The following is a 24,699-nucleotide window of genomic DNA, read 5'->3' on the forward strand; positions in this document are numbered from 1 at the left end:
CGCTTCAGTGCACCGCCACGCCCTGCCCGGCCAGACGCGCCAGCGCTGCCGTATCGAGCACGCGCACCTCGCGCCGCTGCACGGCGATGTAGCCCAGTTCGGCCAACCGCGACAGCGCGCGGGTCACCGTCTCGTGCTTGAGCGCGAGGAAGCTGCCCATGTCGGCGCGCCCCATGCGCAGGATGAAATGGCGCGGGCTGAAGCCCAGCGCCGCGTGACGCTGGGCCACATCGAACAGGAACGCGGCCACCCGGCGCTCGGCACTCAACGTACCCAACGAGAGCATCCACAGGCGGTCGCGGCGGATCTCCTCGGCCAACGCCGTGGTGAGCCGCGTCTGCAGATGCGGCAGCTCGCGGCAGGCCAGCAACACCGGCGGATACGGCAGCTCCCACAGCTCGCTGTCTTCCAGCGCCACCAGGTCGCAGGAGTAGTGGCCAAGCCCGATCGACTCCACGCCGACCAAGTCGCCGCGCATGCGGAATCCGGTGACCTGCTCGCGTCCGTCCTGCGCCAGCTCGCAGCTCTTGAGGAAGCCCGCATGCACCAGGAACAGCGAGTGGAACGGCTGGCCCGCCCGGTACACGTACTGCCCGGCCAGCACCTTGCGACGGATCACCGTCATGTGGCGACGGAGCATGTCGATGTCGACATCGTCCACGCGGTGCGGCTGCATGGCTTCGTGCGCGAGGCTGGAAACAGGAGCGGCAAGATCGTGGGCAATGCTGGACATGGGAAGTTCCTCGGCGTGCCTGGGAAAGGTGCAGTGCCACCCTAGCGCCCGGTCGTGCTCCCACGAACGCAATCCGGCAACCGTTTGTAACGGTGTGTAACAGCGCCGGCGAGCCTTGCCGCGGTTCTTTGCTGCCGCCCTCTGCTAAAGTTCGCCGATGCTTACGATCGATTTTTCCGTTTCGGCCTTCGCGCCCGACGCTTGCGGCGCTCCGCCACCGTAGCGTTCCGCCCGCCGTTGCCGCCTGCTCCCGCCCTGCGGTCGAGCCCTTCATTCCCTGGCGTTGTCAAGCTCTACCCGACGGTGGAGGCGGCGCGCGTTTGACCGGATATTCCCCATGCAACTGACGAACCTCCGCAAGGAGTGGTTCTCCAACGTTCGCGCCGACGTGCTCGCCGGCACCGTGGTCGCCCTGGCGCTGATTCCCGAGGCGATCGCCTTCTCCATCGTCGCCGGCGTCGACCCGAAAGTAGGCCTGTACGCCTCGTTCTGCATCGCCGTCACCGTGGCCATCGTGGGCGGCCGGCCGGGCATGATCTCCGCCGCCACCGGCGCGATGGCGCTGCTGATGGTGACCCTGGTGCGCGACCACGGCCTGCAGCACCTGATGGCCGCCACCTTGCTCACCGGCGCGTTCCAGATACTCGCCGGCGTGTTCAAGCTCGGCGCGCTGATGCGCTTCGTCTCCAAATCGGTGGTGACCGGCTTCGTCAACGCGCTGGCGATACTGATCTTCATGGCGCAGCTGCCCGAGCTGATCGGCGCGCCGTGGCAGGTCTACGCGCTGGTGGTGGCGGGGCTGGCGATCATCTACGGCGTGCCGCGCTTCACCAAGGTGATCCCCTCGCCGCTGATCTGCATCGTGGTGCTGACGATCTTCACCGTGCTGGCCGGCGTGCACGTGCGCACGGTGGGCGACATGGGCACGCTGCCGGACAGCCTGCCCACGTTCCTGTTCCCGCAGGTGCCGTTCAACCTGGAGACGCTGCGCATCGTGCTGCCCTACTCCCTGCCGATGGCGGTGGTGGGGCTGCTCGAATCGATGATGACGGCGGCGATCGTGGACGAGTTCACCGACACGTCCAGCAACAAGAGCCGCGAGTGCATCGGGCAGGGCACGGCGAACATCGTCTCGGGCCTGTTCGGCGGCATGGCCGGCTGCGCGATGATCGGGCAGTCGGTGATCAACGTGAAATCCGGCGGCCGCGGGCGGCTGTCCACGCTGTGCGCGGGCATCTTTCTGCTGATCCTGGTGGTGTTCGCACGCCAGTGGGTAAGCCTGATTCCGATGGGCGCGCTGGTGGCGGTGATGATCATGGTGTCGATCGGCACCTTCAGCTGGTCGTCGGTGAAGAACCTGCGCACGCATCCCAAGTCGTCCAGCGTGGTGATGGTGGCCACCGTGGCGGTGGTGGTGGGCACGCATGACCTGGCCAAGGGCGTGCTGGTGGGCGTGCTGCTCAGTGCGCTGTTCTTTGCGCGCAAGGTGGGCCGTTTGCTGCACATCGGTTCGGCGTTGAGCGCCGACGAGCGCATTCGCGAGTTCCGCGTCACCGGCCAGGTGTTCTTCGCCTCGGCGGAGAGCTTCATCGCCGGCTTCGATTTCCGCGAGGCGCTGGACGGCGTACGCATCGACGTCAGCCGCGCGCACTTCTGGGATCTCACCGCCGTCAGCGCACTGGACAAGGTGGTGCTGAAGTTGCGCCGTGAAGGCACCGACGTAGTGGTGCACGGCCTCAACGAGGCCAGTGCCACCCTGGTCGATCGCCTGGGTGTGCACGACAAGCCCAACGCCGTCGAACAACTGATGGGCCACTAGGACAACACCATGAACACCGTACTGACCTGTCTGGACCATTCGATCTACACGCAGAGCGTGCTCGACCACGCCATCTGGGCCGCGACGCGCCTGGGCGCGGGCATGGAGCTGATGCACACGCTGGACCGTCATCCCGAGCATGCCGTTACCGCCAATCTCAGCGGCAGCATCGGCCTGGGCAGCAACGAAGCCCTGCTGCAGGAACTGGCCGCGCTGGACGAGCAGCGCAGCAAGCTGGCGCTGGAGCGCGGCCGCGCCCTGCTCGACGAAGCGGTGCGGCAGGCCCGCGCCCAGGGCGTGGAACCGGCCCATCCGCGCCTGCGCCACGGCGACCTGGTGGATGCGCTGGCCGAGCTGGAGTCGGGCTTCGACCTGCTGGTGATGGGCAAGCGCGGCGAGGCCGCCGACATGGCCAAGCTGCATCTGGGCTCCAACGTGGAACGCGTGGCGCGGGCGATCGATCGCCCGATGCTGGTGGCCTCGCGCGCGTTCAAGCCGATCGAGCGGGTGCTGATCGCCTTCGACGGCAGCCCCAGCGCACGCAAGGCGGTGGAGCTCGCTGCCCGTCATCCGCTGCTCGCGGGCCTGCAATGTCACGTCGTGATGGCAGCCAGCGAGTCGGCCGAGAGCAAGGCGGCTATGCACTGGGCCGTCCAATTGCTGGATGCGGCAGGCGTGGAGGCGCGTATGGAGACCATCCCGGGCCACGCGGACGCAGTGATCGCCGACTATGTGCGCACCCATGCGATCGACTTGGTAGCGATGGGTGCCTACGGTCACTCGCGCATCCGCCAGCTCATCGTGGGCAGCACGACCACCACGATGATCCGCAGCTGCCTGGTGCCGATCCTGCTGCTGCGCTGAACACGTTCAGTGGCGCAGCAGCACCGGCAGCGCGGCGTCGGCCAGCACGTGCCGGGTGGCGCCGCCCAGCGCCCATTCGCTGAAGCGGCTGCGGCCATAGGCGCCCATCACCAGCAGGTCGGCGTCGACCTGGGCGGCGCCTTCCAGCAGGGCCTCGCCTGCCTCGCCGGCATCGCTGGCGAGCGGTCGGTGTTCGGCATGCACGGCGTGGCGCTGCAGGTACAGGTCGATGTCCAGCGGCGGCTTCCAGGTGATCTCCGGGTAGGTGCGGCGTAGCGGCCCTTCCAGCAGCACCACCCGTGAAGCGCGCTGCAGCAGTGGCATCGCCGCGTGGATCGCACGCACCGCCTCCTGCGAGCCGTTCCAACCGATGGCGATGCAGTCCAGCGACACCCGCGCGATCGTATGGCGCGGCACCAGCACGCACGGCAGGCCCACGCTGAGGATGATCCGGGCCAGTTCTGCCGGCGCATGCGTGGCCGGATCGGCGCCGCGATCGAGCAGCAGCAGGTCATGCCAGGTGCCGATGTGCGCCAGCGCGCCAGCCACATCGCCCTCGGCCGCATGCCACGCTGCCTGCGGCGCGCCCTGCTCACGTGCCCAGTGCAGAAACGGCTGCGCGTGCGCTTTCGCCAGCGCGGCGGTTTCGCGCGTGCTGGCGAGGATCGCTTCGAGCAGTTCGGGCGAGCTGTAGGTCGGTGCCAACTGCAGCGGCGAGGGATACACGAACGCGCCGGTCACCGCCGATCCGGTCAGCGCCGCCAGCCGCACGCCGTATTCGGCCGCTCGCGTCCAGGCGTCGAGTGAGCGTACGTGGATGAGGAAATCGTTCATGGCCAGTCGCCTGTATTGCCGGAGGTGACCAGTGTCCAGCGCGTGCCCGGCGGAGGATTGATCGGGATCAACCGCGCGCGCATCGACGCCGGAGCGGATCGATCATGCATCGCCCCGAGCGCCCGGGATGACATGGATCAAGCATCGCCCGATCCAACGCGTGCAAGGTGTGCTCGAACCCTCTTTTCCCTCGGTGTGCGGTGCGCATGTACGCGTCTGCCATGACGACTCCTTTCAGCGCCCAAGCGTCCGTCCCTCCCTCCGGAGCGGGCATGCGCGACGTCCTCACCTACTGCAGCGATTTTCGCCAGTGGAGTTCCTGCGCGGGTTACGCCGCGGAACTGGCCGCGACCCTGGGCGCGTCGCTCACCGGGCTGCACGCGGGCGAGCCGCTGCCGGTGATGCCGGCGGCCGGCAACGTCACTTCCGGGCTGGCCGAATGGATGGCCGAGGCCACCGACGAGGTGCACTACGCCATGTTGGCCGGGCGCGAGTTCGCCGCCTGGGCGCGCGGCCTGGGCGTGGAGGAGACGCACTGGCAAGTGGCGCTGGGCGATCCGCGCGACGTGCTGGAGGCGGCCGCCGCCACCGCCGACCTGGTGGTGCTGGGCCGGCCCGTGCAGATCGACGCCGGGCCCATGGCCGCGCTGCTGCGCAGCGTTCTGCTGTCCGGCCAGCCGTGCATCGTGGTGCCGCTCACCTCGTGCGTCATGGGACGGCTGGAGCGCATCGTGGTGGCCTGGGATGGCTCGTCGGCGTCCACGCGATCGCTGCATGCGGCGATCCCGTTGCTGCGCAAGGCCAACGACGTGTGGCTGCTGCGCGCGGCGCATCCGCGTGAGAGCGAGCGGATCGTGGCGCTGCAGCCGCCGTTCGATCCGCTGACGCACCTGCGCAACCACGGCATCGAGGCCAGCCAGGAGACCGTCGCCACGCACGGCACCGCGGCCGGGCATGCGCTGCTGGCGGCGGCATCGCTGCACCGCGCCGACCTGCTGATCGCCGGCGCCAGCGGCAAGGCCCGGCGCAGCGAGGCGCGGCTGGGCGAGACCACCGATTACCTGCTGCAGCACGCGACGCTGCCGCTGTTCCTGCGGCACTGAGCGCTCGCCGTTGCCGGCCGGCGAGCGGCCGGCACGCCCGGTTGACCATCACTGGCCGGTGATCGCTAGTCGACGATCTCCGCATCGTCATCGAGCGGCTCGACCGCCTCGGTCTCGTCCAGGTGAAACACCGCGTCGAACTGCTCGGACAGCGAGGCGCTGAAGTAGTGGCTGGCGTACTCGGTGTCGGGCCGATAGATCACGCCGATGGCGCGTTCCAGCATCGGATCCTGCAGCGCCCTCGCCGCCGCGCTTTGCAGCGGCAAGTAGAAACGGTCCAGCCGCGTGTGGTGCAGCAGCGCCTCGAAACTGTCGCTGCGCGCCGGCTCGCCGCCCCACTCGCTGGCGGCGGTCACGTGCCCGGTATAGGTGGTGAAGCCCACCAGCAACGCCTCGCGCGCACCGACCCGCCGACGCACCAGCTGGCCTACGTTCCACTCGCCGGCGTGGCCCATCTGAGTGGCGCGGGTGTCGCCCAGATGCGAGTTGTGCGCCCACACCACCAGCCGCCCGGCGCGGCCACCCGCGCGCAGATACTCCTCCAGCGCAAACAGGGTCTGCGTCATGTGGTAGTCGCGCAGGTTCCAGCTGCTCTGGCGGCCGGCGAACATGCTGCGGTAGTAGGCCTCGCCACTGACCACCACGTGCGCGTTGCGCTCGGCGGCGAACTGCGCCTCGCGCGCGGTGCTGCCGTCGTGCTGGCGGTAATCCGGCGCGCGCTGCAGCAGCTCGGTCAGGCGTTGCTGCACGGCCTCGCGGCAATCCGGGCGCAGTCCCATCACCGCTTCGTAGCCGTAGCGCTGCGGATCGCGCACGTGGTCGAGCGCGGCGTACTGCTCGCGCGCCAGCTCGGCCTGCTCCGGGTCGACCCGCTCCAGGTAGGCCACCACCGCCGCGGCCGAGCGGTACAGGCTGTACATGTCCAACCCGTAGAAGCCGATCTGCGTCTCGGGGCGGCGCCGCAGGTTGTAGCTGCGCAGCCAGCGGATGAACGGCAGCACGTCGGCATTGCGCGACATCCAGCGCGGGAACCGTTCGAAGGCGTCGAATGCCTGGGCTAGCGATTCGCTGCCGCCGCCGACGTAATCGTGCAGGTGCCAGGCGTCGGGCCAGTCCGCCTCCACAGCCACGGCGTCGAAGCCCTGCTCGACGATCAGCCGGCGGGTGATGTCTGCGCGCATCCGGTAGAACTCGCGGGTGCCGTGGGTGGCCTCGCCGAGCAGCACGAACTGGCGTCCCACGCTGGCGTCCAGCAGAGCGTCGTAGTCGTGATCCGCCTCGTCCAGACGCACCGCCATGGCGCGGATCGCCTCCAGTGGCGTGGCAACGATCGTGCTCATGCGACGAGCCAGCGGGTGAACCAGTCCGCGGCCAGCGCGGCCACGCGCTCCAGTGCGCCGGGCTCTTCGAACAGGTGGGTGGCGCGCGGCACCAGCACCAGCTCGGCGCTTTCCTGCATCAGTGCCAACGCCTGGCGGTTGAGCATGATCACGTCGGTATCGGCGCCGCCGACGATCAGCAGCGTCGGCGCGGTGATCTTCGCCAGCGCGGCGGTGCCGGCCAGATCGGGACGGCCGCCGCGCGAAACCACGGCGGCGATCCGCTCGGGCTGCTGCGCGGCAACCACCAGCGCCGCCGCCGCGCCCGTGCTGGCGCCGAACAGGCCGACCGGCAGCGCGTGCAACGCCGGCACACCCGCCGCCCACCTCACGGCCCGGCCCAGCCGCGAGGCGAGCAAGGCGATGTCGAAGCGCATGCGCCGATCGGCGTCCTCGCTGGTGCTGAGCAGATCGAACAGCAGCGTCGCCAGACCATGCTCATGTAGCACGCCGGCCACTGCCCGGCTGCGCGGGCTGAGCCGGCTGCTGCCACTGCCGTGGGCGAAGATCACCACGCCGCGCGCCTGGGGCGGCACGGTGAGATCGCCCTGCAGCGTCACGCCGTCCAGGTGCAGCTGCACGCTCTGCATGGCCGTCGCCGCCTTCGTCGATGGCGCGGCGGCCAGGAGTTCGATCACCTCTTCATCCGGCACCGCCTCAAAGCGCTGGTAGAACTGCCCCACGGCGCGAAAGTCGGGCGGGGCACTGAGGCAGACCACGTCATCGGCCTGCCCCTTCAGCTCCACCAGACTGTGCGGTGCGGCCACGGGCACGGCGCAGATCAGGCTCGCGGGATGACGGGCGCGCACCGCGGCGAGGGCCGCGCGCATGGTGCTGCCGGTGGCCAGCCCATCGTCGACCACGATCACCACCCGCCCCGCCGGATCGATAGGTGGATGCCGCGGTCGGTAGCGATGACGACGCTGGCGGATCAACGCCAGTTGCTGCGCGGTCTCGCGCGCCACGTACGCCTCGTCGGCCCCGGTGGCCGCGGCGTAGTCGCTCAGCGACACGCGCCCCTGCTCGTCGACGGCGCCGATCGCCAGTTCCGGATTGCTCGGCGCGCCGAGCTTGCGCACCAGCACCACGTCCAGCTCGCCGTCGAGCGCATCGGCGATCACCCGCCCCACCGGCACACCGCCGCGGGGTATCGCCAGCACCAGGGGATGCTGGCCTCGGTAGATTCGCAGTGCGCGGGCCAGCTGTTCGCCGGCGTCGGCGCGATCGACGAACCCTTCGGTATAGGTCGCTGCCATGGGGAGTCCTCCGCTGTCCCTTCCACTGCGATGCAGGCCCCCTCGCGACGCACCGCCCGGCGATGCTCGGCCGCCTGGCGAGTCGCCGCGTTGACCTGCATCAAGCCGATCGCGCCTGCGCTTGATGCAGATCAACAACGGCCGACCGCAGCCACGCACAGTGATCGCATGCCCTGCTGCGCCGGAGCCGCCGATGCCCTCTGCCTGTACCTGCTGCGCACGTCGCGCCGTGATCGATCGCGGGTGACGCGGTGGGGCGCGTGCCGCATCACTGGCCACATGGCGCGCACCGGCCGCGGCACGCGAGCTCGGCCCACGTCGAGCCATCCCTTCCTGTCCAACCGGAGAGCGCGTCCATGCGCATTGCCGACCTCTGTACCCGTGTGGTGGTGAGCACCCAGGCCACGGTGAGCGTGCGCGACGCGGCCGAGGCGATGCGTCAGCATCACGTCGGCGCCCTGGTGGTGGTGGAGAAGCCCAACGGCGAGCGCATTCCGGTGGGCGTCGTCACCGACCGCGACATCGTGGTGGCGGTGGTCGCCACCGGCGGCAATCCGGACAAGCTCACGCTGGGCCAGATCATGAGCCGGCCGGTGGTCACCTGCACCGAATCCGAAGGGCTGTTCGCCGCCATCCTCACCATGCGCGAGCACGGCGTGCGCCGCCTGCCGGTGCTCAACGCCAAGGGCGGCTTGGCGGGCATGGTCAGCGCCGACGACATCTACGGTGCGCTCGGTGCGCAGATGGTCGACCTGGGCGAGGCGCTGACCCGCGAGGAGACGCGCGAGATGCAGGAACGGCCCTGAACCGACAGCGCGCCGCCAGGGCCGCTGCCCGGCGGCGCCTCAGTCGAAGCGACCGCGGCCCAGCAGCCCCAGCAGAAAGGCGCCCGCGGCCACCGTGCCGATCAGCACCCACGGCTGTTCGCGCACACGCTCTCGCGCACGCGCCATGCGCCGACCGGCACGTCCGGCCGCATCGCGTTCGAGTTCCACCAACTGGTCGCGCACGGAAACCAGCTTGGCCCGCGCTTCCTCCGCCAGGCCACCGGCGTCGTCGGCGGCATCGTGCAGCAGCCGTTCGAGATCGCTGTTGATCAGGCCCAAGTCGCGGCGCAGGCGGTCGGTATGGATAGGTTGGTTCACGGCGCACTCCTTCGATCAAGGTCGCCGCCACCCTAGCCCGGGGGCACCCGTCGCCAGTTGATACGCATCAAGGGGCGGTGCCGTGGCGGTGCCTACAGTGCCCCATACAGACCATCGCAGGCACACGCCCCAACGGGCAGGAGGAAGCAATGACATCGACGTGGATTCTGGTTGCCGACGCCGCGCGCGCCCGGGTGTTCGAGGCCACCGGACGCAGCGAGCCCTGGCAGGAGGTGGCGTGCTTCGCCAACCCCGACGGCCGCGCCCCGGGACGCCATGCCACCACCGAGCGCGCCCCGCGCGTGAACGAGAGCATGGGCGGCGCGCGGCATGCGATCGAGCCGCACACCACCCTGCGCGACAAGAGCACCGAGCGCTTCGCGCACATGCTCGGGCAAGCGCTGGAACGCGGCCGCAACGACCAGCGTTACGAGCGCCTGGTGCTGGTGGCGCCGCCGCGCTTTCTGGGGGCCCTGCACGGCGTGATGGACAAGCAGCTCAGCCACTGCATCAGCGGCGAAGTGCAGCACGACTTCACCGCCCTGCCGGGCGAGGAGATCCGCAGCCGCCTGCCGCACCAGCTGCTGGCCTGACCGAACACCGCCACCGGCACGCCGCGTCTACGCGGCGCGCCGGTCGTCGGGATCAGCTCACCGAAATACGCCGGCTGGCGCCGTTGCCGCTCTTGGGCAGGGTGAGGGTAAGAACTCCTCCTTCGTAATGCGCATCGGCCTTGGCGCTGTCGATCTCCGCCGGCAGGCTGAAGGCGCGATACACCTTGCCGTAGTAACGCTCGCTGCACAGCGTGTGCTCGTCGTCCTTCTGTTCGGTGCTGCGCTTCACCTCGGCGCTGATCGCCACCTGGTTGCCTTCCACCGACACCTCGATGTCGCGCTTGTCCACGCCGGGCAGGTCGGCCTTGACCAGGTAGGCGTTGTCCTTTTCGGTCACGTCCAGGCGCATGTCCGGCGCCATCTCCATCTCGCGCCACAGCGACGGGCTGGCCAGGCTGCGGAACATGTCGTCGAAGCGGCTGATCGGGAAGCTGCTCATCGGGTCCAGCCGGGCAGCAGCCTTGAAGGGGTTCCAGCGGGCAAGTGTGGTCATGGGGTAGTCCTCCAGAATGAGAGCGGCGCAGCGCCATTGCCGCGCGTCGTCGAGTCTGTGGCGGTGCAGCGGCACCCACGTTGATGCAGGTCAAGCCTGCCGTGACGGTTCATCCGGGGCACGCCGTCACTGCCGTTTTACCGGTGCGGGTGTACCTTGCTGCGGTTGCCTGCGCGGAGCCCGCGCCGTCACTCCCCGATGTTTTCGCCAGCCACCGCCGCTTCCGGAGAAGTCGCCATGACCGAGCGTCCGCCCGCCCCTACCCCGCCCACCGATCGCACCGATGAGGTGCACGTCACCTTGAGCCGGCGCGGCTTCCTGCAGATGGTCGGCATGACCGGCGCGGCCACCACGCTGGGCCTGGGCGGCCACGCGCTGGCGGCCACCGCGATGGCGCACATGCCCGCCGATGAGGCCCCCGCCGACGACGCCGGTCAGGTCACCGTGCGGCTCACCGTCAACAGCCAGCCGCAGACGCTCACCGTCGACCCGCGCACCACCCTGCTCGACGGTCTGCGCGAACACCTGCACCTCACCGGAACCAAGAAGGGCTGCGACCACGGCCAGTGCGGCGCGTGCACCGTGCACGTGAACGGCCGGCGGGTGAACTCCTGCCTGAGCCTGCTGGCCATGCACGAGGGCGAGGAGGTGACCACCATCGAAGGCCTCGGCCAGCCCGGCCATCTGCACCCGATGCAGCAAGCGTTCGTGGAGCACGACGGCTACCAGTGCGGCTACTGCACCTCCGGCCAGATCATGTCGGCCACCGCGCTGCTGAAAGAACCCTGGGGCCCGGACGATGCGGACGTGAAGGAAGCCATGGCCGGCAACATCTGCCGCTGCGGCGCGTATCCCAACATCGTCGCGGCGATCCAGCAGGTCCGGAAGGGCTGAGGGAGACACACCATGCAGGCATTCACCTTTCTCCGCGCCACCGACGCCCGCCAGGCGATCGACGCCGGCGCCCGTTCCCCCACTGCCCAGCAGGGCGCCAGCGTGCGCTTCGTCGCCGGCGGCACCACCTTGCTCGACCTGATGAAGCTCAACGTGGAAACGCCCGCGCAGGTGGTCGACATCAACCGCCTGCCGCTGGCCAAGGTGGAGCGCACGCCCGATGGCGGCCTGAAGATCGGCGCGCTGGTGCGCAATGCAGATCTCGCCAACCATGCCGAGGTGAAGCGCGACTACGCGGTGCTGTCCGAAGCGCTGCTGGCCGGCGCCTCGGCCCAGCTGCGCAACATGGCCACCACCGGCGGCAATCTGCTGCAGCGTACGCGCTGCATGTACTTCCGCGACGAGCACATGCCGTGCAACAAACGCGAGCCCGGCAGTGGCTGCCCGGCCATCGACGGCGCCAACCGCAACCTGGCCATCCTGGGCACCAGCGAGCACTGCATCGCCACCAACCCCAGCGACATGAACGTGGCGCTGGCCGCGCTGGAGGCGCGCATCGTGATCCAGGGCGCCAAGGGCGAGCGCACCGTGCCGATCGCCGACTTCTTCCTGCTGCCCGGCGACACGCCACAGCACGAGACCGTGATGCAGCCGGGTGACCTGATCACCCACGTGCTGCTGCCGCCGCCCACGCGCGGTGCGCGGTCGCACTATCTCAAGCTGCGCGACCGCGCCTCCTACGAGTTCGCGCTGGCCTCGGCCGCCGTGGTGCTCGGTACCGAGGACGGACGCATCACCCACGCCCGCGTGGCGCTGGGCGGCGTGGGCACGCGGCCGTGGCGGTCGGTGGAAGCGGAGCAGGCCCTGCTCGGCCAGCCCGCCGGCCCGGATGCCTTCGCCGCCGCCGCGAACGCCGCGCTGCGCGACGCGAAGCCGCAGAGCGAGAACGCCTTCAAGGTGGAGCTGGCCAAGCGCTGCCTCACCCACGCCTTTGCCACCGTGGCCGCCGCGTAAGCGCCGCGCAGGAGAGAGAACTCATGGCACCCGACGCATCCCGCACCCTGCCCGCCCTGGGCCACGGCCACGCCCGCGTGGACGGCCCGCTCAAGGTCAGCGGCGCCGCCCGCTACAGCTCCGACTACCACTTTCCCGGCCTGCTCTACGCCGTGCCGGTGGGCGCCACCATTGCCCACGGCGAGGTGGCGTCCATCGACGACTCCGCTGCTGCCGCCATGCCCGGCGTGCGCAAGGTCTACACGCGCGCCAACATCCGGCGCTTCTACAAGCCCGGCAAGTCCGGCTACATCGACGAGGCGCGCCCGCCGCTGGACGACGATACCGTGCGCTACTACGGCCAGTACGTGGCGCTGGTGGTGGCCGACACCTTCGAGCAGGCCACCGCTGCAGCGCGCGCGGTGAAGGTGAGCTACCGCAACGTGCAGGCGCCGGACGTGCGCATGCAGCTCACCGCCGAGGAAAAGCGGACCACCGACTCCGAGCGCGGCGACGTCGACAAGGCACTGGCCGGCGCGCCGGTGACGGTCGACCAGACCTACACCACGCCGCCGGAGACGCATAACCCGATCGAGCTGCATGCCAGCGTCGCCACCTGGGACGGCAAGGCGTTCACCCTGTACGAAACCACCCAGTCGATCATCAACCACCGCGACGTGATGGCGCAGATGCTGGGCGTGCCGAAGGAGAACGTGCGCATCGTTACCGAGTTCCTGGGCTCGGGCTTCGGCGGCAAGCTGTGGCCGTGGCCGCACGCCCTGCTCGCCGCCGCGGCGGCGCGTGACCTGGGCAAGCCGGTGAAGCTGGTGGTGACGCGGCAGATGATGTTCCACAACGTGGGCCATCGCACCAACACCCAGCAGCGCATGCGCCTGGGCGCCACCCACGACGGCAAGCTGGTCGCGCTGCGGCAGGACTTCCTCTATCGCACCTCGCGCACGGACCACACCAAGGAGGACTGCGGCGAGGCCACCGCGTTCCTGTATTCCACGCCCAACCTCAAGATCACCAGCGGCTGCGCCCGTCGCGACATTGCCCCCAACACCGCCATGCGCGGCCCCGGCGCGGTGCCTGGGCTGTTTGCGGTGGAGTCGGCGATGGACGAGCTGGCGCTGGCGCTGAAGATCGATCCGGTGGAGCTGCGCCTGCGCAACGAGCCGTCCATCGACGAGAGCACGAACCTGCCGTTCTCCTCGCGCCACATGAAGGAATGCCTCACCGAAGGCGCCGCCCGCTTCGGCTGGGCCAAGCGCAATCCGGCCGTCGGGTCCATGCGGGCGGACGGCAAGGTGCTGGGCTGGGGCGTGGCCTGCTGCGCGTGGATGGCACAGCGCCTGGGCGCGGAAGTGTCGGTGCTGCTCAACGCCGACGGCAGCGTGCGCGTGGCCAGCGGCACGCAGGACATCGGCACCGGCACCTACACCATGCTGGCGCAGATGGTGGCGCACGACCTCGGCATCGCCATCGATCGCGTGAAGGTGGTGATCGGCGACAGCGCGCTGCCGCCAGGCCCGCTGTCCGGCGGTTCGATGGTCACCGGCTCGCTGGTGCCCGCGGTGGCTCAGGCCACCGGCAAGGCGGTGGAGCAACTGCTGCAGACGGCCAGCGGCCATGGCGCGTTCCAGGGCGCCAAGACCGGGCAGCTGGCCTTCACCGATGGCCGCGTGCATCTGCGCAGCAGCACGCCGGACGAAGGCGTGCCGTTCGCCGACATCCTGGGCCAGGCGCGGCTGGCGCACGTGGAGGGCAAGGGCACCTCGCGCGACACCTTCGGCGACGCCGAGGCGAAGAAGTACTCCATGCACTCCTACGGCGCGCACTTCGTCGAGGTGACGTGGGAGCCGGTGATCGCGCGGCTACGGGTAAGCCGCGTGGTCACCGCGATCGACGCGGGGCGCATCATTAATCCGATGACCGGGCGCAACCAGATCGAAGGGGCCATCGCGATGGGCGTGGGCATGGCGCTGTTCGAGGAGACCCAGTATGAGCGCCGTCACGGCAAGGCGATCAACAGCAACCTGGCCGACTACGTGATGACCACCCACGCCGACGCGCCGCAGATCGACGTGCTGTTCCTCGACTACCCGGATACCAAGCTCAACGCGCTGGGCGCCCGCGGCATCGGCGAGATCGGCCTGGCCGGCTTCGCCGCGGCGGTCACCAACGCCGTGCACCACGCCACCGGCGTGCGCGTGCGGGACCTGCCGGTGAAGATCGAGCACTTGCTCACGTCGACGGTCGTCTGACCGCGCCGCTTGTGCGGCATGCCCTGCATCGGCATGCCGCCACCGCGGCTGCGCGTACCTCGCCACGGCAGCCGTTACCATCCCCTCGTTCCCTCCGCGAAAAGGCACCGCGTGACTCACGTCGACTTCCGCCCTGCCCCACGATGAACTCCCCCCACGAACTCACCCAACTGCTCGACGCACTGCGCGCACTGCGTGACGGCGGCGAACCGCGCGCCGCGCTGGCCACGCTCACCCGCACACACGGCTCTACCTTCCGCCGCCCCGGCACGCACATGCTGGTGTTGCACGACGGTCGCGTGGTGTGCGAGCTCTCCGGCGGTTGCCCGCAGCGCGACATCGTGGCGCGCGCGCTGGAAGTGATCGCCAGCAGCGCGCCGCGGCGAGTGCACTACAACAGCGAGTCCGGGCTCGACGTGCTGATGGAGATGGGCTGCGGCGGCGAGCTGGAGATCCTGATCGAGCCGCTGGTGCCGGCAGGCGCGACCGCGTTCGCCGACAGCCTCGCGCAGTGCCTGGCGGCCCGCATCGATGCGCAGCTGGCCACGCTGTTCGCTGTCGACGGCCAGGTGATCGCCCCGCAGCGCATGGTGTGGAGCGCGCAGCAGGTGTTGTTCAACGGCATAGACGATGCCGCCACCGGCGCCGTCATTGCCGATGCCTGCGCGGCACACCGCGCACGCGGGGCCACTACGCAACAGCTCGCCTCGCCGCTCGGCACGCTAGACGTGCTGATCGAGCCGGTGCAGCCGCCGCACGCGCTGGTGGTGATCGGCTCCAGCGCAGCAGCCCGCGCGCTGCTGCCGCTGTCCACCGCGCTGGGCTGGCAGACCACCCTGGTCGACCACGATCCGGCACGGCTGCAGTCGCCCGATCTGCCCGCTGGCCTGCGCACCCTGTGCACCACGCCGGAACAGCTGCACGAGGCGCTGCCGCTGGACGCGCACAGCTCGGTGGTGGTGATGACCCACAACCTGGAGCGCGACATCGCCTGGCTGGCCGCCCTGCGCGACGCGCCGGTCGCCTACGTCGGCTCGCTCGGCTCGCGCGAGCGGGTCTCGCGCATGCGTCACGCCTCCGAGCTCCACGGCCTGCGTCTGCACGCCCCGGCGGGGCTCGACATCGGCTCGGAGACGCCGGAAGAAATCGCGCTCGCCGTCGCCGCCGAGATCATGGCGGTGATCAACGCGCGCAGCGGCGGCCCGCTGCGCGACAACGACGGCGCCATCCACGGATGAGCGCGTCGTCGCCGGTGATCGTGCTGCTCGCCGCCGGCGAAGCGAGCCGCTTCGGCAGCCTCAAGCAGCTGGCGATGATCGACGGCGAACCGATGGTGCGCCGTGCGGCCCGTCAGGCTCTCGCCTGCGGTGTGCCGGTGCTCGTGGTGCTCGGTGCTGGCGCCGAGCGGGTGGCTGGTGCACTCGCCGACCTGCCGCTGCAAACGGTGGTGCACGAGGGCTGGCGCGACGGCCTGGGCAGCACGCTGGCCGCCGGCGTGCGCGCCGTGCAACAAGCCCATCCGCACACCAGCGGGGTGCTGGTGATGCTGGCCGACCAGCCGCAGCTGGGCACGGCGCTGCTTGGACATCTGCTTGACGAGCACGCGCGCTCGCCTGGGAAGATCATCGCCACTGCCCAATCCGGCGGAGCCGGTCCACCGGCGCTGTTTCCGCGTTCGGACTACGAGGTGCTCGCCCAAGCCCGCGGCGCGCAAGGAGCGAAGTGCTGGTTGCGCCAAGAGCACGCGCGGGTGCTGGAAGTGGATCCTGCGCCCTACGGCGCAGACCTTGCCGACATCGACACTCCAGACGATCTGCATCGCACCAGCGCTGCACCCTGACGGACATCCAGACGTCTATCCGTCAACCCGCGGGCGAGCTTGCCAACCGCGATTCCTGGGTTACCATGCGCGCCATCCGGAGATGGCATTCCTCCGCGAACCGCCGCCCCCCATCGGCTGATGATGCCTACGTACCCCTGGACAGGGAGACGTAGGCGTGTGCCCGCGGTTCGGCCTGTCCAGGTTTTGAGCAACCTCGAACCTGGAAAACTCCCGATGAAACGTTTCTCCGTACCCGAACAGGCGGCCATGGTGCCGCTGCTCGGGCGCTGGCTGGTGCTGTCGGCCATCGTCGGCGTGCTGGTCGGCGCGGCCTCCGCCCTGTTCCTCTGGTCACTCGACTGGGCCACTGCCGTGCAGACCTCGCGCGGTTACATGCTCGCCCTGCTGCCGTTCGCCGGGCTGCTGGTCGGCTGGGTGTATCACCGCGTCGGCAAAGACGTGGAAGGCGGCAACAACCTGCTGCTGGACGAGATCCACGATCCCAAGAAGATCGTGCCCAAGCGGATGGCCCTGCTGGTGTTCGCCGGTACCGTGGTCACCCACTTGTTCGGTGGATCGGCCGGCCGTGAAGGTACCGCGGTGCAGATGGGCGGCACCCTGGCCGACCAGGTCACCCATCGGCTGCGCCTGGGCACGGACGATCGCCGCATCCTGCTGATGGCCGGTATCAGCGCCGGCTTCGCGTCGGTATTCGGTACGCCACTCGCCGGCGCGATCTTCGGCCTGGAGGTGCTGGCCATCGGCAGGATCCGCTACGACGCCCTGCTGCCTTGCGTGCTTTCGGCGGTCATTGCCGACCAGGTGACGCTGGGACTGGGCACCCATCATGCGCTCTACGCGATGGGCGCGGTCCCCGCGATCGGCATTGGCGGCCTGCTGGCGACGGTAGCGGCAGGCATCTGCTTTGGGCTGGTGGGCATGCTGTTTGCCGACGCCACGCACGCGCTCTCTGCACTGTTCAAGCGCGTGATCAAGTACCCGCCGCTGCGGCTGTTCGTCGGCGGTGCGTTGGTGGCCGCGTTCGCCTTCGCGCTGGGCAGCCGTCAGTACCTGGGGCTGGGCATCCCGACGATCCAGGCGGCTTTCGTGCATCCGCTGCCGCCGTACGACTTCGCCGGCAAGTTCGGGTTCACCGCGCTGACCCTCGCCTCGGGCTTCAAGGGCGGCGAGGTCACGCCGCTGTTCTTCATCGGCGCCACCCTGGGCAACGCCCTGGGCCACGTACTGCCGCTGCCGTTCTATCTGCTCGCCGGCCTGGGGTTCGTGGCCGTGTTCGCCGGTGCGGCGAACACGCCGATCGCCTCCACGGTGATGGCGATCGAGCTCTTCGGTCCTGCTGTGGGCTGTTATGCGGCACTGGCCTGCGTGGTCGCTTACCTGTTCTCCGGACACACCGGCATCTACCGCTCGCAACGCGTGGGGCACGCCAAGCACCTGTCCTGGCCCGAGGGCATCCGCCTGGCCGATATCCCTGCGCTCCGGCGCACCCGTCTGGCTGCCGCAACCGACTCCGCTTCCTGATTCCACGAGACCCTCATGAACAATCTCGCTGCCCTTCGCCTTTACTTCCACCAATCGGCCCGGCTCGAACCACGCACCGTATGGGATCGCCTCAATGCCCGATCCGTCGCCGCCCACGTGCTCAAGAGCGCCCACCTGGAGGGAATCGGCCAGGTGCTCGTGCACCAGGTGCACAGCGGCTACCTCGCCGGAGACAAACCCAGCGTGCGGCACATCGAAGGCGCCCATCCGCGCCTTCCTCACTGTATTGAACTGATCGACCTGGAGAGCACATTGCGCGAGTTCTGGGCCAAGCATGGAACCTTGCTGAAGGAGGTCCGTGCGCTGTTCATGCCTTGCGAGGCCTTGCTGCCGGAAAACGCATGATCCGAGGCGCCAGGGACGGCGCCCGAAGCATCCGTGGCCATGGCCGTACCCCGGCCACGGCACCCTCAGGCACCGGATACCACGCCACCGTCGTCGAGTACGTAACGCAGCCCCAGGTCGAGCGCGTCGGCCGCTGCCGGACGCGCGTAGAGGTAGCCCTGCACGGCATCGCAGCCGTGTGCGCGCAGCCACAGTGCCTCTTCCTTGCGCTCCACCCCCTCGGCCACGGTGCTGATGCCCAGCGCGCGGGCCATCTGCAGCATGGAGTTGACGATCGCCTGGCTGTCGGAGAGGCGATCCACGTTGCGTACGAACGAGGCGTCGATCTTCACCCGGGTGATCGGCAGCCGTTTGAAATGCGACAGGCTCGAGTAGCCGCGCCCGAAGTCGTCGATGGCGATGGCGATGCCCATGCCGGCGAGGCGGATCAGGTTGGTGCGCAGTTCCTCGTCCAGGTGCAGTGCGACGGTCTCGGTGATCTCCAGTTCCACCAGCTGGGTACGCAGCCCGGTGGCGATGATGGTGGACTGCACGAAGTCGACGAAGCCGGCCTGGCGCAGCTGTACGGGCGACACGTTGATCGCCACCGGCCCGTCGTAGACGCCATCGGCCAGCCAGCGGCACACCTGCGCCAGCGTCTCGCGCAGCACCCATTGCCCCAGCTCCACGATCTGCCCGCTGCGCTCGGCCACCGGGATGAACTCGCTGGCCTTGATCTCCACGCCGCCGGCCTCCCGCCACGCGCACAGCGCCTCCAGCCCCACGATGCGCCCGCTGGCCAGGCAGAACTGCGGCTGGTAGCGCACATGCAGGCGATCGGCCGCCAGCGCCTGACGAAGGCCCTGCACCAGTTCCACGTAGCGCCACGCTTCGCGGCGCATGCTCGGGTCGAACTGCACCACGCGATCGCGTCCGGCCTGCTTGGCATGGCACAGGGCGGCATCGCCCGCGCTGAGCAGCGTATCCACGTCGGCGCCGTGCTCGGGCCACCAGGCGATGCCGATGCTGCAGGTGCGGGCTACCGCGAAATCCTCGCCGCCGGCGGTGCCGGCCACCGCGCTGCGGATGTTCCTGGCCAGCACGATCGGCGCCATCGGCGTCTGTGGCCGGGTCATCACGGCAACGAACTCGTCGCCGCCGAAGCGCCCCACCATGACGTCCTCGTGGGCGAATGCGCCGATGCGGGTGGCGACCTCGCGCAGGTGCAGATCGCCGCTCGGGTGTCCCTGGGTGTCGTTGATCAGCTTGAAGTGATCGATGTTGATGAACAGCACCGCCATCTGCTGGTGCCCCGGCGCCTCGCGGATCGCTCGCGCCACCCGCTCGCGCAGTGCGCTGCGCGTGAGCAGGCCGGTCAACGGATCGATGCCCGCCTGCAGGCGCTGCAGCTCCTGTTCGCGCAGCTGGGCGGTGACGTCGAGGCACATGACCACATCGACCTCGTCGTCGGCGCGGCTGAGGTGGGTGCTCAACAGGCGCACGTCGAACTCGCTGCCGTCGGCGCGCCGGTGCTTCGCCAACTGCTCGCTGCACCGCCGGCTGCTGCGGTCGCTGGCGCACAGCGAGCTGCCGGCCGCCACGTCCAGGTCGCGCAGGCACCGCGCCAGCCTTGGCGAGGAGCCGACCCCGTACACCTCCCGTGCGGCGCGGTTCGCGTGCAGGATCACGCCGTGATCGGGTTCCACCACGAAGCAGGGAATGGGCAGGTTGTCGATCAGCTCCGCGTAACCCTGCTCCAGCCGTTCGATCTCGCTGCGGCTTTCGATGAAGCGGCGAATCGCCCGGTGCTGCAGGCCGTGGATGAACAGGGCCGAGAGGGCCACGAACACCACGCCCTTGGTGGCGAAGTACAGGTCGCGCACTCGGCCGGGCGGCAGCCACCCGCCCACGGTGTCCGAGACTGCCAGCCAGACGATGCCCAGCAAGGCGTAGCGCCAGGCCAGCCGTCCCGATTGCCGCTGCAGGTCGCCCCAGGGGGCAGGTGTCGGTTGCTGCATCATTCAACGCTCCGCGCAGGTGGGTGTTCCGTGCACAGGCCGCCGGGTGTCCCGTGGCGGCCACCCGGCAGTACGTCGCACCGCGACGACGGCCGGGCCTGGCTCGCCTAGAACTCCTTCCAGACGGATTTGTCCTCGGCCCGATGCGGCCGCTCCGACGCGAGCCGCCGCTCGACCGGATGGCCATGCGCCCGGTGCGCACGACTGATCCGCGCCTCCGGCTCGGTGCTCGCCGATGCCGATGGCGTCTCTTCCGTGTGGAAGTAGGCCACCTGCCGGCGCAGGCTCATGGCCTGCTCCTCCATGGCGCGGCTGGCCGAGGCGGCCTCTTCCACCAGCGCGGCGTTCTGCTGCGTGACCTCGTCCATCTGCGTCACGGCCATGTTCACCTGCTCGATGCCGGCCGACTGCTCGGTGCTCGCCGCGGCAATCTCGGCCACGATGTCGGTGACCTTCTTGATGCTCTCCACGATCGCCGACAGCGCGCGCCCGGACTCGTCTACCAGGCCCGAACCCATCTTCACGCGCTCGACGCTGTCGCCGATCAGCGTCTTGATCTCCTTGGCCGCCAGCGCGCTGCGCTGGGCGAGATTGCGCACTTCCGAGGCCACCACGGCGAAGCCGCGGCCCTGGTCGCCGGCACGGGCAGCTTCCACCGCCGCGTTCAGCGCGAGCAGGTTGGTCTGGAAGGCGATCTCGTCAATCAGGCCCACGATGTCGGCGATCTTCTGGCTGGAGGCGGAGATCGCGCCCATCGCCTCGACCGTCTTGCTGACCACGGCCCCACCGTGCTCGGCCTGTTCGCGCGCACCCCGCGCCAACTGGTTAGCGTGCGAGGCGTTCTCGGCGTTCTGCTTGACGGTGGCAGTCATCTGCTCCATCGAGGCGGCCGTCTCCTCGAGGCTAGAAGCCTGTTCCTGCGTGCGCTGGCTCAGGTCGTCGTTGCCCTGCGCGATCTGCCGAGCGGCCGTGCTGACCGATTCGGAGCCTGCACGCACGTCCTGCACCACCTCGGCGAGCTTGGCGTCCATGTCGGCCAGCGATTGCAGCAGGCGGCCCACCTCGTCTCCCGAGATGCGCTCGATACGGTTGTTGAGCTTGCCGCCGGCGATGTTGTTGGCCACGCGCATGGCCTCGGCCAGCGAGCGCGAGATCGAGCGCACCAGCTGGAAACCGATCCCTCCGCTCAGCAGCAGCCCAAAGGCAATGGACGCCATGGTGGTTTTGGCCGAGCGCGACGCCCGTTGCTCATCGGTGGCGTAAGCGGCCGCGGAAATCTTGTCCTGCAGCGTAAACAAATCGCCGATATCGCCACGCAGCGCCGTGTAACTTTTTTCGCCGGCGCCATCCATGGTTTGCATGGCCTGGTCGTATTGCTTGGCGTCCAGTGACTTGGCCGCCGTATCCATGGTTTTGCGGAAATCGCCGTAATCGCCATCCAGTCGCTTGCTGATGGTTTTTTCGTCCGGCGACAGCTCCGCCGCGTGAAACGTCGCAAGTAATTGCGCGAGATCGCCGTCGTCACGCCTCAGCGATTGCTGGAATGCATCGGCGTGTGCGGCGTCGCGCGTGCCCAGGGCGCGATGCAGCGAGGTTCGCTCGCCGCCAAGGAGATCCAGAGCACGCGCCAATGACATCGTGGGTATTAGCTTGTTCGCATGCATGTCGCGTAATGCGGCGTTGCTGCTGTTCAAATCGTTGATGCCCATGGCGCCAACGGTTGCGAGCACTGTGGCGAGGGTGCCCAGCGTGACTATCAACCTGACCTTGATCGACCACTGCGGAAAATGCATGCCTGTTCTCCAGATGGGTGAGGCCCTAACGCCCGCGTGGTCGATTGCCGCCGCCGGTCTGTTCGGGACGCCTTGGTTTCAATGCGCTTGTTGTCCCACCCGTAAGCCGGTGGGCACGTTTCCCGAATTCATCCCGCGGCCGGAAATGCCGGTCAGCCGATCGGGACGGACGGGCTGGCGTGGTCATTAACGACAGGACAGGTCCGATCTTAAACGCAAATTATTCCGTTTTGGACTAATTGCAATCGCCGCCTACGGTGCCTCACCGGACTGAAGTTGCGCAATGATGCGTTCCATCCACAACCACGAATACCGCCTGCTGCTGGACTTCATGCAACAAGTCCGCGAGGCCCTTGGGGTTACCCAGGCCACGCTCGCGCTCAGGCTGGGAACGACCCAGTCCTACGTCTCCAAATGCGAACGGGGCGAACGGCGTCTCGACGTCATGGAATACGTGCGCTATTGCGATGCGCTGGGGGTGGATGCCGGCGTGCTCATGGACGTTTTCCTGGACTGCCGCCTGGACGGCCGGCGCGATCGGGCGACGCTCGTCGACACGCTGCTGCGAAAGAGCCGGCGCCGGCTACGCAGCCGCCACTTCACCAGCCCCTTCGCTCCTCCGCGCGACGGTTGATCGCCCATGCAGGCACGGCCGCCGCGCTAAGCTCCAGGCACCTCGTCCGGCTGCTCCCGCGCCTAAAAACCTTTCTCATGGCACCCACCGCAACTCCGCCTCCGGTCGGCAAGCACTGGCTGAACCCCACCGTGGCCGGCGCCGGCATTACCAGCGCGCTGGGCGACTTCTGCTACGAAACCACCACGGTGATCCTGCCGGGCTTTCTCGCCGTGCTGGGCGTGCCGGCGGCGGCGCTGGGCCTGATCGAAGGGGCCGCCGATGCGGTGGCCAGCTTCACCAAGATGATCGCCGGCCACGTGGCCGACAAGCTCGGCCATCGCAAGGCGCTGGTGCTGATCGGCTATGCGCTGACGCCGGCCGGACAAGCCTTGATCGCGCTCGCCGCGGGCTGGCCGCTGCTGCTGGCTGGCCGACTGCTTTCGTGGTTCGGCAAGGGTCTGCGCGGGCCGCTGCGCGATGCCATCGTGGTGCAGGCGGTGAGCGAGGAAACGCGCGGCCGTGCGTTCGGCTTTCATCGCGCGGCCGACACGCTGGGCGCGGTGGCGGGGCCGCTGCTGGGCGTGGCGCTGCTCGGCTGGGCGCAGACCCTGCCCGCGCACGACGCGGCCTGGCCGTTCCGCCTGGTGCTGTGGCTGTCGCTGATTCCCGGCGCACTGGCGGTGCTGGCGTTTCTGCTGCTGGTGCGCGATCCGCAGCATTCGATCAATCCGGCGCTGCAGTTGATGCATTCGCTGTCCACGCTGCCACGGCGGTTCAAGCGCTACCTCGGGGCGGTGGGGCTGTTCGGCATCGGCGATTTCTCGCACAGCCTGTTGATCCTCGCCGCCACCACCCTGCTCACGCCGGCGATGGGCGTAGTTCGCGCGGCGCAGGTCGCAGGCCTGCTCTACGTCGGCCGCAACGTGGTGCAGGTGCTGGCCTCGTTTCCGATCGGCGCGCTGGCCGATCGCGTGGGGCATCGCCCGCTGCTGCTGGCCGGCTACGGGCTGGGCGTGCTCACCGCGGCGATGACGGCGCTGGTGTTCTGGCGCGGCAGTGCCGGCGTGCCGGCGCTGGCCGGCATCTTTTTCGTGGCCGGGCTCTACGTCGCCACGCAGGAAGCGCTGGAGTCCACCGTCACCGCGGCGATGGTGCCGGCCGAGCGGCTGGCCACCAGCTACGGCGCGCTGGGCACGGTGAACGGCGTGGCGAAATTTGTTTCCAGCGCGGCGGTGGGGCTGGCCTGGAGCCTGCATTCGCCGGCCGCCGGCTTCGCTCTCGCCGCGGTGCTGATGCTCGCCGGCACGCTCGCCCTCGCCCGCAGTCGTTGAGGCCGCAGCGCTTGTCCCGTGCGGGATTTCGTCGTTATATAGCGATCTACATAACGAGCCGGAAGGGGCATCCCGTGCGCACCCCCACGCTTCATCGCTGCCTCGCCGTCATCGCGTTCGCCATCGCCGCAGTGACCGGACCTGCCCGGGCGGATGACCTGGTCGTCTCGGCCGCCTCCAGCCTCACCAACGCGTTCCAGAACGTGGCCAAGGCATACGAGGAGCAGCATCCGGGTACGCACGTGGTGCTCAACTTCGGCTCGTCGGACACCCTGCTGAGGCAGATCGCCAACGGCGCGCCGGCGGATGTGTTCGCCTCGGCCGACCAGGTGGCGATGAATAAGGCGCAGTCGCAGGGCGCGATTACCGCGGGCAGTCGGGTGGACTTCGCCGCCAACCAGCTGGTGCTGATCGTGCCGGCTGGCGGCGCCAAGGTCGCCACGTTGAATGACCTCACCGGCGCCGCGTTCAAGCGCATCGCCTGGGGCGATCCGGCCTCGGTGCCGGTGGGTCGTTACACAAAGAATGTGCTCGACCGCGCCGGCCTCACGCCGCGCCTGCAGGACAGGACCGTGCTCGCCGCCAACGTGCGCCAGTGCCTGGACTACGTGGTGCGCGGCGAAGTCGACGCCGGCTTCGTCTACGCCACCGACGCGGCCATTGCCCGCGGCAAGGTGGACGTGGCGCTGCGTGTTCCGTCGACCGCGCCCATCACTTACCCCATCGCCGTCGTTGCGCAGAGCAAGCATGCGGCCAAGGCGCGCGACTTCATCGCCTTCGTGCGCTCGACGCAGGGCCAGCAACTGCTCGCCAACGCCGGTTTCCTGGCGCCCTGAGC

23 protein-coding genes and 1 riboswitch are annotated in these 24,699 nt (G+C 69.2%); of the genes, 15 read left to right on the forward strand and 8 right to left on the reverse strand.

Features of this window, described 5'->3' with window-relative positions:
• Positions 1–4: 4 nt before the first annotated feature.
• The gene (locus ACQVBX_RS05940; RefSeq protein WP_431637108.1) at positions 5–733 is read right to left on the reverse strand and encodes a cyclic nucleotide-binding domain-containing protein; all 729 of its coding nucleotides are present in this window, start codon (positions 731–733) and stop codon (positions 5–7) included.
• A gap of 337 nt (positions 734–1,070) precedes the next feature.
• Here ACQVBX_RS05940 and ACQVBX_RS05945 point away from each other — a divergent pair, with 337 nt between their 5' ends.
• Together ACQVBX_RS05945 and ACQVBX_RS05950 are read left to right on the forward strand one after the other, a co-directional pair.
• Positions 1,071–2,552, forward strand: coding sequence for a SulP family inorganic anion transporter (locus ACQVBX_RS05945; protein ID WP_431637110.1), 1,482 nt, complete (start codon positions 1,071–1,073; stop codon positions 2,550–2,552).
• Positions 2,553–2,561: 9 nt separating this feature from the next.
• Positions 2,562–3,416 (forward strand): universal stress protein, encoded by an 855-nt coding sequence (locus tag ACQVBX_RS05950; protein WP_431637111.1) that lies wholly within the window; start codon positions 2,562–2,564, stop codon positions 3,414–3,416.
• A 6-nt stretch (positions 3,417–3,422) separates the two neighbouring features.
• Here ACQVBX_RS05950 and ACQVBX_RS05955 read toward each other — a convergent pair whose 3' ends face one another.
• Positions 3,423–4,250, reverse strand: a complete 828-nt coding sequence (locus ACQVBX_RS05955) for a universal stress protein (protein ID WP_431637113.1) — start codon at positions 4,248–4,250, stop codon at positions 3,423–3,425.
• 272 nt (positions 4,251–4,522) lie between these two features.
• On the opposite strand from ACQVBX_RS05955, the gene ACQVBX_RS05960 reads away from it, so the two are divergent.
• Positions 4,523–5,353, forward strand: a complete 831-nt coding sequence (locus ACQVBX_RS05960) for a universal stress protein (RefSeq protein WP_431637115.1) — start codon at positions 4,523–4,525, stop codon at positions 5,351–5,353.
• 65 nt (positions 5,354–5,418) lie between these two features.
• On the opposite strand, the gene ACQVBX_RS05965 is transcribed toward ACQVBX_RS05960, so the two are convergent.
• Together ACQVBX_RS05965 and ACQVBX_RS05970 are read right to left on the reverse strand one after the other, a co-directional pair.
• The gene (locus ACQVBX_RS05965; protein WP_431637117.1) at positions 5,419–6,693 is read right to left on the reverse strand and encodes an erythromycin esterase family protein; all 1,275 of its coding nucleotides are present in this window, start codon (positions 6,691–6,693) and stop codon (positions 5,419–5,421) included.
• Positions 6,690–7,988, reverse strand: a complete 1,299-nt coding sequence (locus ACQVBX_RS05970) for an alpha/beta family hydrolase (protein WP_431637118.1) — start codon at positions 7,986–7,988, stop codon at positions 6,690–6,692. Before ACQVBX_RS05970 ends, ACQVBX_RS05965 begins: the two co-directional genes overlap by 4 nt.
• A gap of 356 nt (positions 7,989–8,344) precedes the next feature.
• Here ACQVBX_RS05970 and ACQVBX_RS05975 point away from each other — a divergent pair, with 356 nt between their 5' ends.
• The gene (locus tag ACQVBX_RS05975) at positions 8,345–8,794 is read left to right on the forward strand and encodes a CBS domain-containing protein (protein ID WP_431637120.1); all 450 of its coding nucleotides are present in this window, start codon (positions 8,345–8,347) and stop codon (positions 8,792–8,794) included.
• A 39-nt stretch (positions 8,795–8,833) separates the two neighbouring features.
• On the opposite strand, the gene ACQVBX_RS05980 is transcribed toward ACQVBX_RS05975, so the two are convergent.
• Positions 8,834–9,133, reverse strand: coding sequence for a hypothetical protein (locus ACQVBX_RS05980; RefSeq protein ID WP_431637122.1), 300 nt, complete (start codon positions 9,131–9,133; stop codon positions 8,834–8,836).
• A 149-nt stretch (positions 9,134–9,282) separates the two neighbouring features.
• Here ACQVBX_RS05980 and ACQVBX_RS05985 point away from each other — a divergent pair, with 149 nt between their 5' ends.
• Entirely contained in the window at positions 9,283–9,726 is a 444-nt protein-coding gene (locus ACQVBX_RS05985) for a host attachment protein (protein ID WP_431637123.1), read from the forward strand.
• Positions 9,727–9,778: 52 nt separating this feature from the next.
• Here ACQVBX_RS05985 and ACQVBX_RS05990 read toward each other — a convergent pair whose 3' ends face one another.
• Positions 9,779–10,240, reverse strand: coding sequence for an Hsp20/alpha crystallin family protein (locus ACQVBX_RS05990; RefSeq protein ID WP_431637124.1), 462 nt, complete (start codon positions 10,238–10,240; stop codon positions 9,779–9,781).
• A gap of 300 nt (positions 10,241–10,540) precedes the next feature.
• Here ACQVBX_RS05990 and ACQVBX_RS05995 point away from each other — a divergent pair, with 300 nt between their 5' ends.
• The 7 genes from ACQVBX_RS05995 to ACQVBX_RS06025 all read left to right on the forward strand — a co-directional run bounded on the left by ACQVBX_RS05995 (position 10,541) and on the right by ACQVBX_RS06025 (position 18,124).
• Positions 10,541–11,134, forward strand: coding sequence for a (2Fe-2S)-binding protein (locus tag ACQVBX_RS05995; RefSeq protein ID WP_431638122.1), 594 nt, complete (start codon positions 10,541–10,543; stop codon positions 11,132–11,134).
• A 12-nt stretch (positions 11,135–11,146) separates the two neighbouring features.
• Positions 11,147–12,148, forward strand: coding sequence for an FAD binding domain-containing protein (locus tag ACQVBX_RS06000; RefSeq protein WP_431637126.1), 1,002 nt, complete (start codon positions 11,147–11,149; stop codon positions 12,146–12,148).
• A gap of 23 nt (positions 12,149–12,171) precedes the next feature.
• Positions 12,172–14,394, forward strand: a complete 2,223-nt coding sequence (locus ACQVBX_RS06005) for a xanthine dehydrogenase family protein molybdopterin-binding subunit (RefSeq protein WP_431637127.1) — start codon at positions 12,172–12,174, stop codon at positions 14,392–14,394.
• A gap of 143 nt (positions 14,395–14,537) precedes the next feature.
• Positions 14,538–15,632, forward strand: a complete 1,095-nt coding sequence (locus ACQVBX_RS06010) for an XdhC family protein (protein ID WP_431637129.1) — start codon at positions 14,538–14,540, stop codon at positions 15,630–15,632.
• The gene (locus ACQVBX_RS06015) at positions 15,629–16,234 is read left to right on the forward strand and encodes a nucleotidyltransferase family protein (protein ID WP_431637130.1); all 606 of its coding nucleotides are present in this window, start codon (positions 15,629–15,631) and stop codon (positions 16,232–16,234) included. Before ACQVBX_RS06010 ends, ACQVBX_RS06015 begins: the two co-directional genes overlap by 4 nt.
• Before the next feature lie 69 nt (positions 16,235–16,303).
• Positions 16,304–16,371, forward strand: a riboswitch (Fluoride riboswitch).
• A 79-nt stretch (positions 16,372–16,450) separates the two neighbouring features.
• The gene (locus ACQVBX_RS06020) at positions 16,451–17,758 is read left to right on the forward strand and encodes a voltage-gated chloride channel family protein (RefSeq protein ID WP_431637132.1); all 1,308 of its coding nucleotides are present in this window, start codon (positions 16,451–16,453) and stop codon (positions 17,756–17,758) included.
• A gap of 15 nt (positions 17,759–17,773) precedes the next feature.
• Positions 17,774–18,124, forward strand: coding sequence for a hypothetical protein (locus ACQVBX_RS06025; protein ID WP_431637134.1), 351 nt, complete (start codon positions 17,774–17,776; stop codon positions 18,122–18,124).
• 65 nt (positions 18,125–18,189) lie between these two features.
• Here ACQVBX_RS06025 and ACQVBX_RS06030 read toward each other — a convergent pair whose 3' ends face one another.
• Positions 18,190–20,124 (reverse strand): putative bifunctional diguanylate cyclase/phosphodiesterase, encoded by a 1,935-nt coding sequence (locus tag ACQVBX_RS06030; RefSeq protein ID WP_431637136.1) that lies wholly within the window; start codon positions 20,122–20,124, stop codon positions 18,190–18,192.
• Positions 20,125–20,228: 104 nt separating this feature from the next.
• On the reverse strand, positions 20,229–21,914 hold the full coding sequence (locus tag ACQVBX_RS06035) for a methyl-accepting chemotaxis protein (RefSeq protein ID WP_431637137.1): 1,686 nt from the start codon (positions 21,912–21,914) through the stop codon (positions 20,229–20,231).
• A 283-nt stretch (positions 21,915–22,197) separates the two neighbouring features.
• Here ACQVBX_RS06035 and ACQVBX_RS06040 point away from each other — a divergent pair, with 283 nt between their 5' ends.
• The 3 genes from ACQVBX_RS06040 to modA all read left to right on the forward strand — a co-directional run bounded on the left by ACQVBX_RS06040 (position 22,198) and on the right by modA (position 24,697).
• The gene (locus ACQVBX_RS06040; RefSeq protein ID WP_431637138.1) at positions 22,198–22,548 is read left to right on the forward strand and encodes a helix-turn-helix domain-containing protein; all 351 of its coding nucleotides are present in this window, start codon (positions 22,198–22,200) and stop codon (positions 22,546–22,548) included.
• Positions 22,549–22,625: 77 nt separating this feature from the next.
• On the forward strand, positions 22,626–23,861 hold the full coding sequence (locus ACQVBX_RS06045) for an MFS transporter (protein ID WP_431637140.1): 1,236 nt from the start codon (positions 22,626–22,628) through the stop codon (positions 23,859–23,861).
• A gap of 74 nt (positions 23,862–23,935) precedes the next feature.
• Positions 23,936–24,697, forward strand: a complete 762-nt coding sequence (modA, locus tag ACQVBX_RS06050; RefSeq protein WP_431637142.1) for a molybdate ABC transporter substrate-binding protein — start codon at positions 23,936–23,938, stop codon at positions 24,695–24,697.
• The last annotated feature ends 2 nt before the right edge of the window (positions 24,698–24,699 follow it).

This window comes from Dyella thailandensis, from assembly GCF_050749815.1.
Classification (GTDB): domain Bacteria; phylum Pseudomonadota; class Gammaproteobacteria; order Xanthomonadales; family Rhodanobacteraceae; genus Dyella_A.